The 13822-nt window shown below is 52.0% G+C and carries 17 protein-coding genes; 16 read left to right on the top strand and 1 reads right to left on the bottom strand.

What is annotated here, in order from left to right:
* Nucleotides 1-8: 8 nt before the first annotated feature.
* The 7 genes from murA to ftsZ all read left to right on the top strand — a co-directional run bounded on the left by murA (nt 9) and on the right by ftsZ (nt 6803).
* Nucleotides 9-1265 carry a UDP-N-acetylglucosamine 1-carboxyvinyltransferase gene (gene murA / locus NSQ24_RS16995; protein ID WP_003386254.1) on the top strand — a complete coding sequence of 419 codons (1257 nt, stop codon included), beginning with the start codon at nt 9-11 and terminating at the stop codon, nt 1263-1265.
* A gap of 182 nt (nt 1266-1447) precedes the next feature.
* Nucleotides 1448-2221: an FtsQ-type POTRA domain-containing protein gene (locus NSQ24_RS16990; RefSeq protein ID WP_024984199.1), complete on the top strand. Its 774-nt coding sequence runs from the start codon at nt 1448-1450 to the stop codon at nt 2219-2221.
* Between the two features lie 44 nt (nt 2222-2265).
* Complete coding sequence (locus tag NSQ24_RS16985) at nt 2266-2976, top strand: DUF881 domain-containing protein (protein WP_003386252.1); 711 nt, start codon at nt 2266-2268, stop codon at nt 2974-2976.
* A gap of 18 nt (nt 2977-2994) precedes the next feature.
* A complete protein-coding gene (locus tag NSQ24_RS16980) occupies nt 2995-3744 on the top strand; it encodes a DUF881 domain-containing protein (RefSeq protein ID WP_003386251.1) in 750 nt (249 codons plus the stop codon).
* 1 nt (nt 3745) lies between these two features.
* Nucleotides 3746-4093, top strand: coding sequence for a small basic family protein (locus tag NSQ24_RS16975; protein WP_003386249.1), 348 nt, complete (start codon nt 3746-3748; stop codon nt 4091-4093).
* A gap of 145 nt (nt 4094-4238) precedes the next feature.
* Nucleotides 4239-5495, top strand: a complete 1257-nt coding sequence (gene ftsA / locus NSQ24_RS16970; protein WP_024984198.1) for a cell division protein FtsA — start codon at nt 4239-4241, stop codon at nt 5493-5495.
* 156 nt (nt 5496-5651) lie between these two features.
* A complete protein-coding gene (gene ftsZ, locus NSQ24_RS16965; RefSeq protein WP_003386245.1) occupies nt 5652-6803 on the top strand; it encodes a cell division protein FtsZ in 1152 nt (383 codons plus the stop codon).
* Nucleotides 6804-6889: 86 nt separating this feature from the next.
* Here the strand turns inward: ftsZ and NSQ24_RS16960 are convergent, their stop codons facing one another.
* Nucleotides 6890-7246, bottom strand: a complete 357-nt coding sequence (locus tag NSQ24_RS16960; RefSeq protein ID WP_024984197.1) for a YmaF family protein — start codon at nt 7244-7246, stop codon at nt 6890-6892.
* Between the two features lie 255 nt (nt 7247-7501).
* Between NSQ24_RS16960 and spoIIGA the strand changes: the two genes are divergently transcribed.
* The 9 genes from spoIIGA to NSQ24_RS16915 all read left to right on the top strand — a co-directional run bounded on the left by spoIIGA (nt 7502) and on the right by NSQ24_RS16915 (nt 13806).
* Nucleotides 7502-8464 carry a sigma-E processing peptidase SpoIIGA gene (gene spoIIGA, locus NSQ24_RS16955; RefSeq protein ID WP_339166270.1) on the top strand — a complete coding sequence of 321 codons (963 nt, stop codon included), beginning with the start codon at nt 7502-7504 and terminating at the stop codon, nt 8462-8464.
* A gap of 5 nt (nt 8465-8469) precedes the next feature.
* Nucleotides 8470-9192: an RNA polymerase sporulation sigma factor SigE gene (gene sigE / locus NSQ24_RS16950; RefSeq protein ID WP_003386241.1), complete on the top strand. Its 723-nt coding sequence runs from the start codon at nt 8470-8472 to the stop codon at nt 9190-9192.
* 147 nt (nt 9193-9339) lie between these two features.
* Nucleotides 9340-10119 (top strand): RNA polymerase sporulation sigma factor SigG, encoded by a 780-nt coding sequence (gene sigG / locus NSQ24_RS16945; protein WP_003386240.1) that lies wholly within the window; start codon nt 9340-9342, stop codon nt 10117-10119.
* A 128-nt stretch (nt 10120-10247) separates the two neighbouring features.
* A complete protein-coding gene (locus NSQ24_RS16940) occupies nt 10248-10532 on the top strand; it encodes a YlmC/YmxH family sporulation protein (protein ID WP_003386239.1) in 285 nt (94 codons plus the stop codon).
* Nucleotides 10533-10658: 126 nt separating this feature from the next.
* A complete protein-coding gene (gene pgeF / locus NSQ24_RS16935; protein ID WP_003386238.1) occupies nt 10659-11486 on the top strand; it encodes a peptidoglycan editing factor PgeF in 828 nt (275 codons plus the stop codon).
* Nucleotides 11487-11523: 37 nt separating this feature from the next.
* Entirely contained in the window at nt 11524-12222 is a 699-nt protein-coding gene (locus NSQ24_RS16930; RefSeq protein WP_003386237.1) for a YggS family pyridoxal phosphate-dependent enzyme, read from the top strand.
* Between the two features lie 27 nt (nt 12223-12249).
* A complete protein-coding gene (locus NSQ24_RS16925) occupies nt 12250-12669 on the top strand; it encodes a cell division protein SepF (RefSeq protein WP_003386236.1) in 420 nt (139 codons plus the stop codon).
* A gap of 79 nt (nt 12670-12748) precedes the next feature.
* Nucleotides 12749-13021 (top strand): YggT family protein, encoded by a 273-nt coding sequence (locus NSQ24_RS16920; RefSeq protein ID WP_003386235.1) that lies wholly within the window; start codon nt 12749-12751, stop codon nt 13019-13021.
* Nucleotides 13022-13032: 11 nt separating this feature from the next.
* Nucleotides 13033-13806, top strand: a complete 774-nt coding sequence (locus NSQ24_RS16915; RefSeq protein ID WP_003386234.1) for a YlmH/Sll1252 family protein — start codon at nt 13033-13035, stop codon at nt 13804-13806.
* The last annotated feature ends 16 nt before the right edge of the window (nt 13807-13822 follow it).

The following is a 13822-nucleotide window of genomic DNA, read 5'->3' as shown; positions in this document are numbered from 1 at the left end:
GTGAAAGTTTGGATACTTTTGCGATCGAAGGCGGAAGACCTCTGTCTGGTTCGCTTCGGGTCCAAGGAGCCAAGAATGCTGCCCTTCCCATCCTCGCCGCGTCGATTCTCGCGGAAGGGCAATTTTATATCTATGATGTTCCCCACCTCAAAGACATCGAGGTGATGCTGAAAATCTTAACTGCACTGGGAGCCAGGACAAAGCATGCGGACGGAAGTGTCGATCTGGATACGACCTCAGTTTCCGTGTCGCATGTCCCTGATGATCTGATGGGTCAAATGCGTTCTTCGATCTTTTTGGCCGGACCGCTTCTGGCACGTTTGGGCGAGGTGACCATCTCCCGGCCAGGCGGCTGTTTGATTGGAGAGCGGCGGATCGACTTGCATCTGGCCGGCTTGACAGCGCTGGGAGCAAAAATCGAGGAAGCAGAGGGCTATATTACGTTTCGGGCAGATCAATTGTATGGTACTAACATCTTTCTCTCTTTCCCGAGTGTGGGGGCAACAGAAAACATCATGATGGCTGCTGTATTGGCCAAGGGAACGACACGTATCTGCAATGCCGCCAGGGAACCGGAAATTGTCGATTTGCAAAACTTCCTGAACGCCATGGGTGCACGCATCTGCGGCGCCGGAACGGATACGATCGAGATCAACGGCGTTACCAGGCTGCGTCCAGTCAGCTATCGGATCATCCCCGATCGGATCGTAGCGGGCACTCATCTCCTGGCGGTCGGAGTGTCAAAGGGACACATTGAACTGACCAATATCATCCCCGAGCATCTCACCGCATTAATTGAGGTCGCCCGTAGCTGTGGTGTTGAAATCAAGACCTACCATGATATAATGGAAGTCAAGAGCACAGGCAACCCGCTTGCCTACGAACGGATAATTACCTCTCCGTTCCCCGGTTTTCCGACCGATTTGCAAGCGCAGTTGATGGTGTTCTTGGCACAGGCAACAGGAACAAGTGTGATCAAGGAGACGATTTTTGAAGGAAGATTCAAACATGTGAACGAATTGGCGCGAATGGGCGCCTCCATTTACGTCGACCTGGGTTCCGCGATTATCCGCGGCGGAAACAAACTGTCAGGTACGAGTGTTGAGGCAAGTGACCTGCGGGCAGGTGCCGCACTTGTTCTGGCGGGATTGGCGGCGGAAGGCACGACCACGGTATCGCAGATTCATCATATCGACCGTGGTTACGAACGGCTGGAGCTGCAGCTGCAGCAGCTGGGTGCCCGCATTTCCCGCGTGTCGATATAGACAAGAAGAAAGTGAGCGGCATATGCTATGCCGCTTTCCCTGTTTTGTATGGTGGCAGTTATTTATAGGATTGCCATTATTTGTGAGGTGATTTGCCGGAAAGCAGGTCTCCTTGGATACGGAACAATCGTGTATCAGTGCTCGGCGCGTGACACGCTAGCGTAGTGAGGAAGGGTTGAGTCATGGCGGTAATCGAAGAACGCATTCCGCACGTTAAAGAGCAGCGTCCGCGGCGCAAAGGAAATCGCAAGCTGGTTGTTTTGCTCGTCCTGTTTTTTTTGATCGTATTGATCGTCTTGTTCATCCGCTCGCCGTACAGCAAGGTTCAGGAAATTCAGGTGTATGGAAACGACATGTACTCGAGCGAGGAGATCATCGCTCATTCCGGTTTGACACTTGGCATGCAGTTTTTGAATGTGTGGGAAAGCCAGGTGCAAAAAGCGAGCAAGCCTTTGGAAGGGGTGAAAACCATCTCTGTGGAACGATCCTTTCCCGGCGTAATTCGCTTGCATGTAACCGAATTCAAACGTGTGGCGTTTTGGAATGGACAGGATGGCAGCAGGGCTCCGCTCCTGGAGAACGGGAAAGTGCTCAGACAGGTGGATTTTTCCAAACGGATGGTGGACAGGCCGCTAATCAGTTCATGGCCAAATCCCGAAATGCTTCCGGACTTGGCAAAAGCGCTGGCGAAGCTGTCTCCTGCAGTATTGGGGGAGATTTCCGATATCGCCCTGACGCCGACGATTTATGACAATCAGCGGGTCACTCTGTTCATGAGGGACGGAAACGAGGTCAGGAGTGTCGTGTACAAGCTGGATACTATGCTGAACTGGTATCCGACAATCGTGCAGGAGCTGCCAAAAGGGGTAAAAGGGGTTCTTTCGCTGTTTGAGCAGCCATGGTTCGTACCGTATTCGAATCCTGGGGCGCCCATTCAGCTTCCTGCCGGTGGGTAATAGCCCCAATCGTTTTAAGTATGGGTAAAAGGGGTAGCTGCAAAATGGGTCGTCGTCATAAATTTAACTTGTACCTCACTCTCGTCACTTTTTGTACGGGTTTTCTTGTGGCAACTTCGGTCGAGACGACCAAGCTGTTGCAACGGGAACGCTTGAACGACCAGCAATTTCAGCAAGAGACGCAATTAACCGAGCGTATTCTGGCTGAAAAGGAGCAAAACCGGCACCTGGAGAACCAGCTGCTCGATTTGCAGCGGCAGGTCGGAAAGATCGAGGAGGCGATGGCGCAGCGAAAATCGGAAGGCGCGAGCATACTCAGTCAGCTCGAGGCAGCGAGGATGATGGCCGGGGTTGTACCCGTAGAAGGACCAGGGCTCGTTGTAACCATGCAGGACAGTCAAAATGCCGGAAGCAGCATGGACGTCGCGAATTACATCGTTCATGAACAGGACGTACGGCTGGTTGTAAACGAGCTGCGTGCCGCCGGTGCTGAGGCGATCAGCATCAACGGACAACGGCTGGTCAGCAATTCGGCCATTCGCTGCGTAGGTCCGACCATTATTGTAAACGGGATCAAGTCGGCGGCGCCTTTCGTCATCTCCGCGATCGGAGAGCCAAATACGCTGGAGGCAGCCTTGAATCTCCCGGGCGGCGTAATCCAAACGCTGCAAGACTTTGTACAGATTGATGTTTCAAAAAAAGAAAAAATCAAACTGCCAGCTTATGTAGGTGACGCCAAGACCAAACATTCCTAGGTGAAGGAAGCGTTTCTCATGTTGCAAAAAAGCCGTAAAATCACATTTATTCTTGCCATTATTAGTGCTATCATAGGGGTTATGTTGACCGTACAGCTCAGAAGCAGCCTTCATCCGGCACATAAGGAATCACGCAGTATAGCGGAATTGCGGACGTCGCTTCAGAAAGAGCTGGAGAAGCACAAAAATCTTCTGGCTGACATCTCCAAATACAATCAGCTTTACTATCAGTATGAGACCGCCCTCAATGAGGATGAGAGCCTTTCTGTCATGAAAGAAGAGCTGGCGAGAAACCGGAAAATGGCGGGAATGGTCAGCGTGGAAGGCGAGGGGATCATACTTCGGGTCGTTGATGCCCAGGTGAATCCTGCGGAAGCGGGCCTCGACGGAGGGATGACCGAGCCGGTAATCGGAGGCTATACGATTGACGATGAAGACCTCAGATGGCTCGTCAATATTCTCTTTGCCAACGGTTCTCAGGCAGTGTCCATCAATGGGCATCGAATGGTGGCAACGACACCGATCCGTTATGTCGGCAATGCGATTCAGATTGATACCAGGACGATTCAACCGCCTTACGAACTGAAAGCGCTCGGGGAGCCGGACGTGCTGCTGTCGGCGCTCAAGCTGGAGGGTGTGGAAGAAAACTTTCGTCTGGCCAACAAGGAGATTATCGCAGAGAAGCGGGACAAGCTGATCATACCGGCTAATCGGGAGCAGCGCCCCATCCAATACATGAAACCAGTCAAAGAAAAAGGAGAATCCTGACATGTGGCTCCCGCTTATCGGACTCATCGTTGGCATCGCTGTCGGATTTATGCTGGATTGGCGCGTGCCTCAAGAATACAGCAGCTATTTGTCTATCGCCCTTCTGGCTGGTCTGGACACGATTTTCGGGGGAATCCGTTCCTATCTGGAACGCACGTTTAATGTTCGCGTTTTTATGTCCGGTTTTTTCTTCAATACGCTGTTTGCGGCCGGACTGGCATTTATCGGAGGCTTTCTCGGCATCGACCTCTACCTTGCCGCGATTGTTGCTTTCGGCGTGCGTTTGTTTAACAATTTGGCGGTGATTCGTCGGATAGTCCTATCCCGTTGGATTAACCAGCAGGAATAGAGAATCACTCGAAATTGGGAAGAAGGTCATATTTTTACAAAAATTCATGATCAAAAAAAGGGAATGGTAGTCCTGTGTTGAATAAATTACGCAGATGTATTCACATTATGACGACAAAAGACGTAGCAAGGGAGGTGTCACAGGTTTGGTAAGCAATGAACTCATCGTCAGCCTAGATATTGGAACTTCCAAAGTTCGCGTCATGATCGGCGAAGTAAACAACGGTTCCATCAACATCATCGGAGTCGGACAGGCACACTCGGAGGGTATCAAGAAGGGTGTGATCGTCGACATCGACCAAACTGTGCATGCCATCCGGGAAGCTGTTGACCATGCTGAACGCATGGTTGGGGTATCGATTGATGAAGTATACGTCGGTATCACAGGAAACCACATTGAGCTGCATGAAACCCAAGGGGTTGTCGCTGTATCCAGCGAAGACCGTGAAATACGAGATGAAGACATCCAGCGAGTTATTCAGGCAGCAAAAGTTGTTGCCATACCGCCTGACCGGGAGATCATTGAAGTCGTTCCGAAAGAGTATATCGTCGACGGGCAGGGCAGCATAAAGGACCCGAGAGGGATGATTGGTGTCCGTCTGGAAATGGAAGGCACGATCGTCACAGGCTCGAAAACTGTCGTACATAATATCGTTCGTTGCACGGAACGGACAAATCTTCGCGTAGCCGGAATTTTTCTGCAACCGCTAGCCTCGAGCACGGTAGCTCTTTCCAAGGATGACAAAAATATGGGGGTCGTTCTGGTTGACATCGGTGCGGGTTCTACCACCATCGGTGTATTTGAGCAGGGAAAACTGGCAGCAACGACCGTGATTGGCATCGGGGGCGACCATATTACCAACGACATCGCTTTAGGACTTCGGACCCATACGGATGTAGCTGAACGCGTGAAGACGAAAAATGGTTGCGCTCTGATCGACGAAGCGTCGGAGGATGTAAAATTCAAGGTAACCCGTATTGGCAGTGATGTGGAAAAACAGTTTACTCAGGTGGATTTAGCCAATATCATTGAACCGCGTGCAGCGGAGATTTTTAACCTCGTGGAAGATGCGGTCTACAAGCTGGGTTTCCATGATGAGGTTGCCGGCGGATACGTATTGACTGGCGGAACGGTTGCGATGCCAGGCATGCTGGAGTTGGCAAAGGAAGAACTGGATGCGCCGGTGCGCGTCGCGATTCCTGATTATATCGGGGTTCGAGACCCCGCCTATACAACAGGCGTGGGTTTGATACAGTACGCTCTGCACCAGTTGGAGCGTCGCAGCGTGCGTACAGCTCCTCCGTCGTTTAAAGGCGGGCCGAAGCCTGCAGCCGTTTCCAAGCCGAAAGAAGGCGGCGGTTTGATGGAAAAAGTGAAAAACTGGTTCAGCGAGTTTATATAACCGCCTGTAACCTCAAGACTCCGAATACGGTGAATCGGCTGATGTTTACGAACATTGCCCGCGGGGAAGTAGTCACTTGCGGGCGATGAACCGCACAACCAACCGGCTTCACCACACAGAAGCTTTTCTCATGTTGAATTGGGGAGGACTAGCAAGATGCTGGAATTTGATATGGACATGGAATCCTATGCGCGAATTAAAGTGATTGGTTGCGGCGGTGGCGGTAGCAACGCGGTTAACCGTATGATTGCCGGAGGTTTAAGAGGAGTAGAATTTATCACTCTGAACACTGACGCGCAAGCTTTGCAACTCTCCAGTGCTGATATCAAGCTGCAGATCGGAGAAAAACTGACTCGAGGACTGGGAGCAGGGGCAAATCCGGAAATCGGAAAAAAAGCCGCTGAAGAAAGTGCCGATCTGATCGAGCAAGCCCTGCGTGGGGCTGACATGGTATTTGTAACGGCTGGAATGGGCGGCGGTACCGGTACCGGTGCGGCTCCTGTCGTAGCTGAAATTGCCAAAGAGCTGGGCGCTCTGACAGTCGGGGTCGTAACTCGTCCGTTTTCGTTTGAAGGACGGAAGCGTTCTACACAAGGCGAGCAAGGGATCGCTGCGTTGAAGGAAAAAGTCGATACGTTGATCGTCATCCCGAATGACCGCCTGTTGGAAATCGTGGATAAAAATACACCGATGCTGGAGGCGTTCCGTGAAGCGGACAACATCCTGCGTCAAGGTGTGCAAGGGATATCGGACTTGATTGCTACTCCAGGTTTGATCAACCTGGACTTTGCTGACGTTAAAACGATCATGACCGAGCGCGGTTCCGCTTTGATGGGGATTGGCGAAGGCAGCGGCGAAAACAGAGCGGCTGAGGCGGCTCGCCGTGCCATTTCCAGTCCACTGCTGGAATCATCCATCGATGGTGCCCGCGGGGTTCTGATGAACATCACGGGAGGGACAAACCTCAGCTTGTACGAGGTAAACGAAGCGGCAGACATCGTTTCATCTGCGGCTGATCCGGATGTAAACATGATTTTCGGTGCGGTCATCAACGAGGATTTGAAAAACGAGATCGTTGTAACGGTAATCGCTACCGGCTTTGAAGACTACCAGCGGCAAAACACAAGCACTGGACAGCGCCGGGTGCAACAGCCTGTTCAGACAGGCAACCGCCCGACACCTATCTCCAATACGGGAGCGAGCCGTGCGAAGGAAGAGGAAGAAGAGAAGTCTTTCTTCTCGATGAGCAATTTGGACAATCTGGACATTCCTGCCTTCCTGCGCAACCGTCGCCGCAACAAAAAGTAAATTCGCGTTTTGGCAAAAATATGACCATTAGAAAAACCTTGTTCCATGACGGAGCAAGGTTTTTTGTTTTGCGTGCGTGGCGTTATTTATCCATAGTCTTTTCCGGTTCTTCCCCGGTACGAATGTGTATGGCCGTCGTCAAATGTCGTTACGCCAGAAAAATCGTGGTAATGTCCTCCACCGGGAAGTGGGATCGGAGGGCCGGTCCATCCGCGGAAGCGGTGAACATGCCCGTCATCATAGGAGGTGACGCCTTCATAGTAATGCAAATGTCCTCTCCCTGTTCCTTGATAGGGAGGGGAGGTTCGGCCTCGGACTTCATGGCGATGACGGTCGTCTACACTTGTCAGTGTGGAATAAGAGTGGATATGACCCGGGATATCGCCAAAGCGGATAAAGTCGATGGCATGGCTGTGAGAGGACTGCTTGTTTTTTCTGCTCAAATGGAAGCTCCCTGCCTCTCTGATGGGTTTTATACATCAGATGCTGAGAGCGCTGTTTCGGAACCGGGGATTCACCCAGAGGACCCAAAATCTTCTACAAAAAATCCGAAAAAACACGGTCAAGAATTGACAGACTTTACATACACATTGATATATACTGGCCTTGGTCGGAAGGGATAGCGGCCAGAGATAGGTACGACCCTCCGGGGAGGCCGGGAGCGGCCTGGTCTTTTCGGGATCGGGGGTGATAGCGGAGTGATCGTCTATCTCGATATCATTCTACTCCTCAACTTTGCCATTGATACCTTGCTGCTTTGGTTTACGGCATATTTTCGCAAAGAGCGGGTGCGGTGGTGGCGGATTTCTCTGGCATCTTTGTTTGGGTCAACCTATCTGGCCTTCTTCTTTTTCCCAGCTTTTGCACCGATGTATCAGTGGGCTGTAAAATTGCTGTTTTCCGTCATCATGCTCTGGATTGCCTTTGGCCGAAGGAGGCTGCTCGGTTTTTTGCATAATTTGGTCATCTTTTACTTTGTGGCCTTTGTCTTCGGCGGGGGAGTGTTTGGACTCCAGTATTTTCTTTCGACGCAAAGCGAGGTCGTAAATGGACTGGTCACTGTCCACAACGACGGTTTCGGCGTCAGCTTCACGCCTACTCTCGGCATCCTCTTGGCCGGCTTCGTGCTCGTTTTCTTCCTAAGCAGGCAAAGCTATGGGGCTATTTCGCAGCCGCGACGGATCGAAGCCTTTCTCGCAGAGGTAAGGGTGAAGCTCGCCGGTGAAACCGTCTTGTGCAGAGGTTTGGTCGACACGGGAAACCAGCTGCATGAGCCGATTACCCGTACGCCTGTCATGATTTTGGAGAGCAGTCTGCTAGCCCACATCCTGCCGGAAGCTCTCGCCACGCTTATCGAAAAAAGCGAAGGAGCGGTCAATCAGATGGACGGTGTGTGGGAGGAGCTGCCGCCTGCGTGGCAGTCTCGTCTTCGGCTTGTTCCGTATCGCAGCGTTTCCAGCGGGATGAGCTTTCTGATCGCGCTCAAACCGGACGAAGTGCTGATCGTGCAGGACGGCAAGCGCTATGTGAGCGAGAAAGTACTGGTTGGTCTCAACCCGATTCCATTGGCAGCAGACGGGCAATACCAGGCCATCGTACACCCTGCGATGATAGAGACCCCTTTCCAAGAAGAATACGCAGTACGCGAACAGGAGGGCTAACGAAAATGTATGTAAAACTTCGCCTACAATTACAACTACTCTGGTACCGTTTCCTGCTGTGGACTGGTGCACGAGCCGAGGAAATTTACTACATCGGCGGAAGCGAGGCCCTTCCTCCGCCACTGACCAGAGAAGAGGAAGAGATCTTGCTTGGCAGATTGCCTTCCGGCGATCCCGCTGTACGGAGCATGCTGATTGAGAGAAACCTGAGGCTGGTCGTTTACATTGCCCGCAAATTTGAAAATACCGGGATCAACATCGAGGATCTGGTCAGCATTGGCACCATTGGGTTGATCAAGGCGGTGAACACCTTTGATCCCGAGAAAAACATCAAACTGGCTACCTATGCCTCGCGCTGTATTGAAAACGAGATTTTGATGTACCTGCGCCGAAACAACAAGATCAGGTCGGAGGTTTCTTTTGACGAACCGCTGAATATTGACTGGGATGGCAATGAGCTGCTGTTGTCGGACGTCCTCGGCACCGAAAACGACACCATTTACAAAAACATCGAGGACCAGGTAGACCGCAAGCTGTTGAAAAAAGCACTCGATAAGCTGACAGAGCGGGAGCGCGTCATCATGGAGCTGCGCTTCGGCCTCACGGGAGGCGAGGAGAAGACGCAGAAGGATGTTGCCGACCTGCTTGGCATTTCCCAGTCCTATATTTCCCGTCTGGAAAAGCGAATTATAAAACGGTTGCGAAAAGAATTCAACAAAATGGTCTAACGCATATTTTCCCAATCGAGGGAGATACTGTTCCTAAACCGTGCCAGAAAGTGGTCCCGCCACTCTCTCGTCCGGGTACGCGTCAGAACGCGGCCTTTCAAGACAACCGGGTTAGGAACTTTTTTCTTGCTTCGAGGAGGGAAAGACGTGACGCGCAATAAAGTAGAGATATGCGGGGTAGACACCTCTAAGCTTCCCGTGCTGACCAACAAGGAAATGCGGGAGCTGTTCGAACGCTTGCAGGGCGGGGAACTGCCAGCGCGGGAAAAGCTGGTCAACGGCAACCTGCGATTGGTGCTGAGTGTCATTCAGCGTTTCAACAATCGAGGAGAGTACGTTGACGATCTGTTTCAGGTAGGGTGCATTGGACTGATGAAGGCCATTGACAACTTCGATCTCGGGCAAAACGTTAAATTTTCGACCTATGCCGTGCCCATGATCATCGGGGAAATCCGCCGCTACCTGAGGGACAACAACCCGATTCGCGTTTCACGGTCTTTGCGGGATATCGCCTACAAAGCGCTGCAAGTGCGGGACAATCTGACCAACAAGCATTCGCGTGAGCCCACCATTATGGAAATTTCCCAGGAGCTCAATGTTCCCAAGGAAGACGTCGTATTCGCGCTGGATGCCATCCAGGACCCGGTTTCTCTGTTTGAACCGATCTATCAGGACGGCGGCGATCCGATCTACGTGATGGATCAGATTAGCGACGAGAAGAACAAGGACGTCATCTGGGTTGAGGAAATCGCGCTTCGTGAAGGAATGCAGCGTTTAGGCGAGAGGGAAAAAATGATTCTCTCGATGAGATTTTATGAAGGGAAGACGCAGATGGAGGTAGCCGAGGAAATCGGCATCTCGCAGGCGCAGGTCTCCCGTCTGGAAAAAGCGGCGATCGCCCATATGCAAAAACACGTGCAATCGTAACATTATCAGTTTGTCCAAGCCCTGCGGAACGGCACTGCAGGGCTTATTCTTTTGCGCCGGATTTCGGACATAATCGCCCGCCTGCTCATATAATGAAAGGGAAGGGGAGAAAAGTAGGTGAGGAGCAGATGGTCAAGATTTCAGATTTCCAGACCAAAGAAGTAGTCAACATCTTGGACGGCAAGCGGCTTGGACAGATATCCGACCTGGAAATAGACCTTCGCCACGGGAGGGTAGAGGCCATCGTCGTCCCCGGACCGGGTAAGTTTCTCGGATTTTTTTCATCGGGCAATGATTATGTCATCCCTTGGCGCAACATTGTGAAAATCGGGAAAGACGTTGTTCTTGTGAGAGTAGAAGAGACGCTTCGCGTAGACGTGAAGGGCAGCACCGAGGATGAGTACCGCTCGTAGAAAGGCATAAGAGAGCCTTTCTTTTCTTTTGGGCTATGGTATCATTAGCCATAGAAAAGAGAGTCCAGCATGCGAATGGACAACCCGGTTTTTCTACGGTTCTATCACGAAGGAAGAGGTGGCGGCATGAACGAACCATTTGTTGGACATACAGGGAAAGCAGGGCTTCGGCTGGAGGAGTGGGAAAAAGCGTTTCCCGGTCTTGTCGCAGGCTTTACCACACGTTCCGGCGGGGTAAGCGAGCAGCCTTACGGATCGTTTAACATGGGGCTGCATGTCGGCGATAGCTCCTCCCACGTGGTAACCAACCGCAAGCGGCTTGCCGAGGAGCTGGGCATGCCCTTCGATGCGTGGACCTGCGCAGACCAGGTGCATGGCAACCGGGTATGCGAGGTAGTGGCAGGAGGGGCAGGCAGAGAAAGTCTGGAAGACGTCATTGCAGCCACGGATGGGCTATTTACAAATAAACAGGGAGTCCTGCTTGTGTCTTTTTACGCAGATTGCGTGCCGCTTTTCTTTCTGGACCCGGAGACGGGGGCGATCGGGCTGGCTCACGCCGGATGGAAAGGAACTGTTTCGCGTATTGCCGAGGAAATGGTGCGTGCTTTTGAGCGCAACTACGCAGCAAAAGCGGCAAACATGAAAGTGGCGATCGGCCCGGCAATATGCGGGAACTGTTATGAGGTCGATGAGCGGATTATCGGGCAGGTACGGGCAGCCGCAAAAAATTGGTCGCCAGCAGTGTCCCCGCGTGAAAATGGGCGCTACCTGCTGGATTTGCCCAGACTCAATCAGGAAATTGTAACGGAATGCGGAATATTGCCCGATAACATAATACGGACCCAATGGTGTACAAGCTGCCGTACAGACCTGTTCTTCTCCCATCGGAGAGAAGCGGGACCTGCAGGGAAGACGGGAAGGATGGCCTCCTTTATCGGATGGCGGGATCGTTGAAATAGATCTTTGTTTGGAAAGGGAGTCGGAAGAAGTTATGACGCGGGAACAGGAATTGCTGAAAGAAAGATTGGACCGAATCGAAGAGAGAATAGCGGCTGCCTGCAGCCGTTCGGGGCGCGACCGCAGCGAGGTAAAGATCGTCGCGGTTACGAAATATGTAGGTGCCGACACCATTGGCGATTTGCTCAAGGTCGGCGTCGAGCACATCGGCGAAAACAGGGTCCAGGATGCCCTGCCCAAATACGAGCAATGGGGAGAGCAGGGAGTTTGGCATTTTATCGGCCACCTGCAGACAAACAAGGCCAAAGAGGTCGTCGGCCGCTTTTCCTATATTCACTCTCTGGACCGCTTGTCCCTGGCCCGGGAAATAGAGAAACGGGGAGAAGCGTTGAATCTTGTCGTTCCCTGCTTTTTGCAAGTCAATATTTCCGGGGAAGAGACAAAATTTGGCCTTAGTCCCAATGACGTATTGGCTTTTTTGCGCGAAACCAGTAATATGAAACATATAAGGATCGCGGGATTGATGACCATGGCGCCTCATGTCGAAGATCCGGAAGAGGTGCGGCCTGTATTTCGTGGTCTGCGAGAATGGAAAGAGCGGATCAATGAATGGAAGTTTCCGCATGCGGAAATTACAGAGCTGTCGATGGGCATGTCCAACGACTTTGAAGTAGCGATTGAAGAAGGAGCTACATATATTCGGCTAGGCTCGGTTTTGGTCAAGCCGGACTAATCGACCATTCACGAGAGGAGGATTGCTATGAGCGTTATGAATAAAATCAAAGGGTTTCTGGGATTGGAAGACGAGGAATACTTCGAAGAGACGGTAGTAGAGGAACGCGAAGAGCAAGAGCCTATTGCCAGACGACAGCCTGCAGCGCGTGCGAACAATGTCGTTCCTTTTCAGACACGGGAGAAGGAGGGAATCCGTTTGATCCTCTGCGAACCCCGTCAATACAGTGACGCCCAAGACATCGCTGACAACCTGCGTCACCGCAGACCAGTCGTGGTCAATTTGCAACGGGTGGAAAAGGAACAGGCAAAACGGATTATCGACTTTCTCAGCGGCACCGTCTATGCGCTGAACGGCGATATCCAAAAAGTCGGAGACTACATTTTTGTTTGCACACCCGATCATGTTGACATCCAGGGTACCATTTCCAGCGTGGTGGAAGAATAAAAGTGTTTGATTGAACGGAAGCGAAGTTTGGATGAGTAACATGATGCTTGTTACTTTGAAAAGGATAAAGGGTGAGTGAATGACAGCCATTCTGTTTACGATCATTGATTTTGCCTTTACGGTTTATCAGTTTATGGTGATTGCGTATGTCCTCATGTCGTGGGTGCCTCAGATGAGAGATACGGGAATCGGGCAACTGCTGGAGCGGCTGGTGGAACCGTATTTGGCTCCGTTTCGCCGGTTCATACCGACGCTCGGCTTCATTGACATATCTCCAATCGTAGCGTTGATCGCACTGAATTTTGCCCACAGCGGATTGAAGACAATCCTCATTAAACTGCTGTATATGTAGGAGCCGGTCACATGAGTGTATACGACCATTTTCGAAAAGAAGAACTTCCCTTTGTGGAACGGGCGCTGGAAATGCTGACGCTGGTAGAGCGGAAGCAGGCCATGCGCCTTACTGATTTTTTGGACCCGCGGCAAGCGGCCATACTGAAAAGCTTGACCTCGCAGGTACAGGACGTCTCGGTTACCGCAAACGGCGGCTATGAAGGGGCAGAGCGGGTTCGTGTAATGCTGCACCCTGATTATCTGACCCCCGAGGCGGAGGAGTTTCGTTTGACCTTGCTGCACATCGCCGCTGATCAGCGGTTTAAGCGGCTGGAGCACAGGGATGTGATGGGAGCCTTGCTCAATGCAGGCCTCAAGCGGGAGAAATTCGGGGATATGATCGTGGACGAAAGCGGCTTGTTTGCCGTCGTTGCAGAGGAAGTGGCTGACTTTGTCCGCGTTCAAGTGACCCATATTCACCGTACGCCCGTTTCGTTTGAAAAAGTGGAGTGGGCCTCCTTTCAGGCGCCGTCAGAGCGTTTGACCGAAAAGACCATCACCGTTCCCTCACCGCGAGTGGACGCGGTAATCGGCGAGGTGTACCATCTGTCACGGGCCAAGGCGGTCATCCCGATCCGTGCCGGCCGTTTGAAGGTCAATTGGAAGGTGGTAGACGATCCGTCCTACCAGCTAGAGACGGGAGATATGGTTTCCCTCGCCGGTTTTGGACGCTTCAAGCTGCTCGAAGTGGCCGGAGCTACCCGCAGTGGAAGGTTACGAATGAATGTCGGCTTGGTTACATAGAATCATAGAAGGGCTT

Origin of the sequence: Brevibacillus sp. FSL L8-0520 (assembly GCF_037963895.1) — a bacterium.
GTDB classification, from domain to species: Bacteria; Bacillota; Bacilli; order Brevibacillales; family Brevibacillaceae; genus Brevibacillus; species Brevibacillus borstelensis.
Note: the sequence above shows the minus strand (reverse complement) of the source record. Positions and strands in the feature narration are given on the sequence as shown.

Excerpts from the sequence above, each read along its gene's own strand:
- NSQ24_RS16980 (WP_003386251.1), top strand. The coding sequence starts at position 2,995 with ATGTTGCAAAAAAGCCGTAAAATCACATTTATTCTTGCCATTATTAGT.
- NSQ24_RS16940 (WP_003386239.1), top strand. The coding sequence starts at position 10,248 with ATGGTCAAGATTTCAGATTTCCAGACCAAAGAAGTAGTCAACATCTTG.
- NSQ24_RS16915 (WP_003386234.1), top strand. The coding sequence starts at position 13,033 with ATGAGTGTATACGACCATTTTCGAAAAGAAGAACTTCCCTTTGTGGAA.
- NSQ24_RS16990 (WP_024984199.1), top strand. The coding sequence starts at position 1,448 with ATGGCGGTAATCGAAGAACGCATTCCGCACGTTAAAGAGCAGCGTCCG.
- pgeF (WP_003386238.1), top strand. The coding sequence starts at position 10,659 with ATGAACGAACCATTTGTTGGACATACAGGGAAAGCAGGGCTTCGGCTG.
- sigE (WP_003386241.1), top strand. The coding sequence starts at position 8,470 with ATGTATGTAAAACTTCGCCTACAATTACAACTACTCTGGTACCGTTTC.
- NSQ24_RS16985 (WP_003386252.1), top strand. The coding sequence starts at position 2,266 with ATGGGTCGTCGTCATAAATTTAACTTGTACCTCACTCTCGTCACTTTT.
- NSQ24_RS16975 (WP_003386249.1), top strand. The coding sequence starts at position 3,746 with ATGTGGCTCCCGCTTATCGGACTCATCGTTGGCATCGCTGTCGGATTT.
- ftsZ (WP_003386245.1), top strand. The coding sequence starts at position 5,652 with ATGCTGGAATTTGATATGGACATGGAATCCTATGCGCGAATTAAAGTG.
- NSQ24_RS16920 (WP_003386235.1), top strand. The coding sequence starts at position 12,749 with ATGACAGCCATTCTGTTTACGATCATTGATTTTGCCTTTACGGTTTAT.
- NSQ24_RS16925 (WP_003386236.1), top strand. The coding sequence starts at position 12,250 with ATGAGCGTTATGAATAAAATCAAAGGGTTTCTGGGATTGGAAGACGAG.
- NSQ24_RS16930 (WP_003386237.1), top strand. The coding sequence starts at position 11,524 with ATGACGCGGGAACAGGAATTGCTGAAAGAAAGATTGGACCGAATCGAA.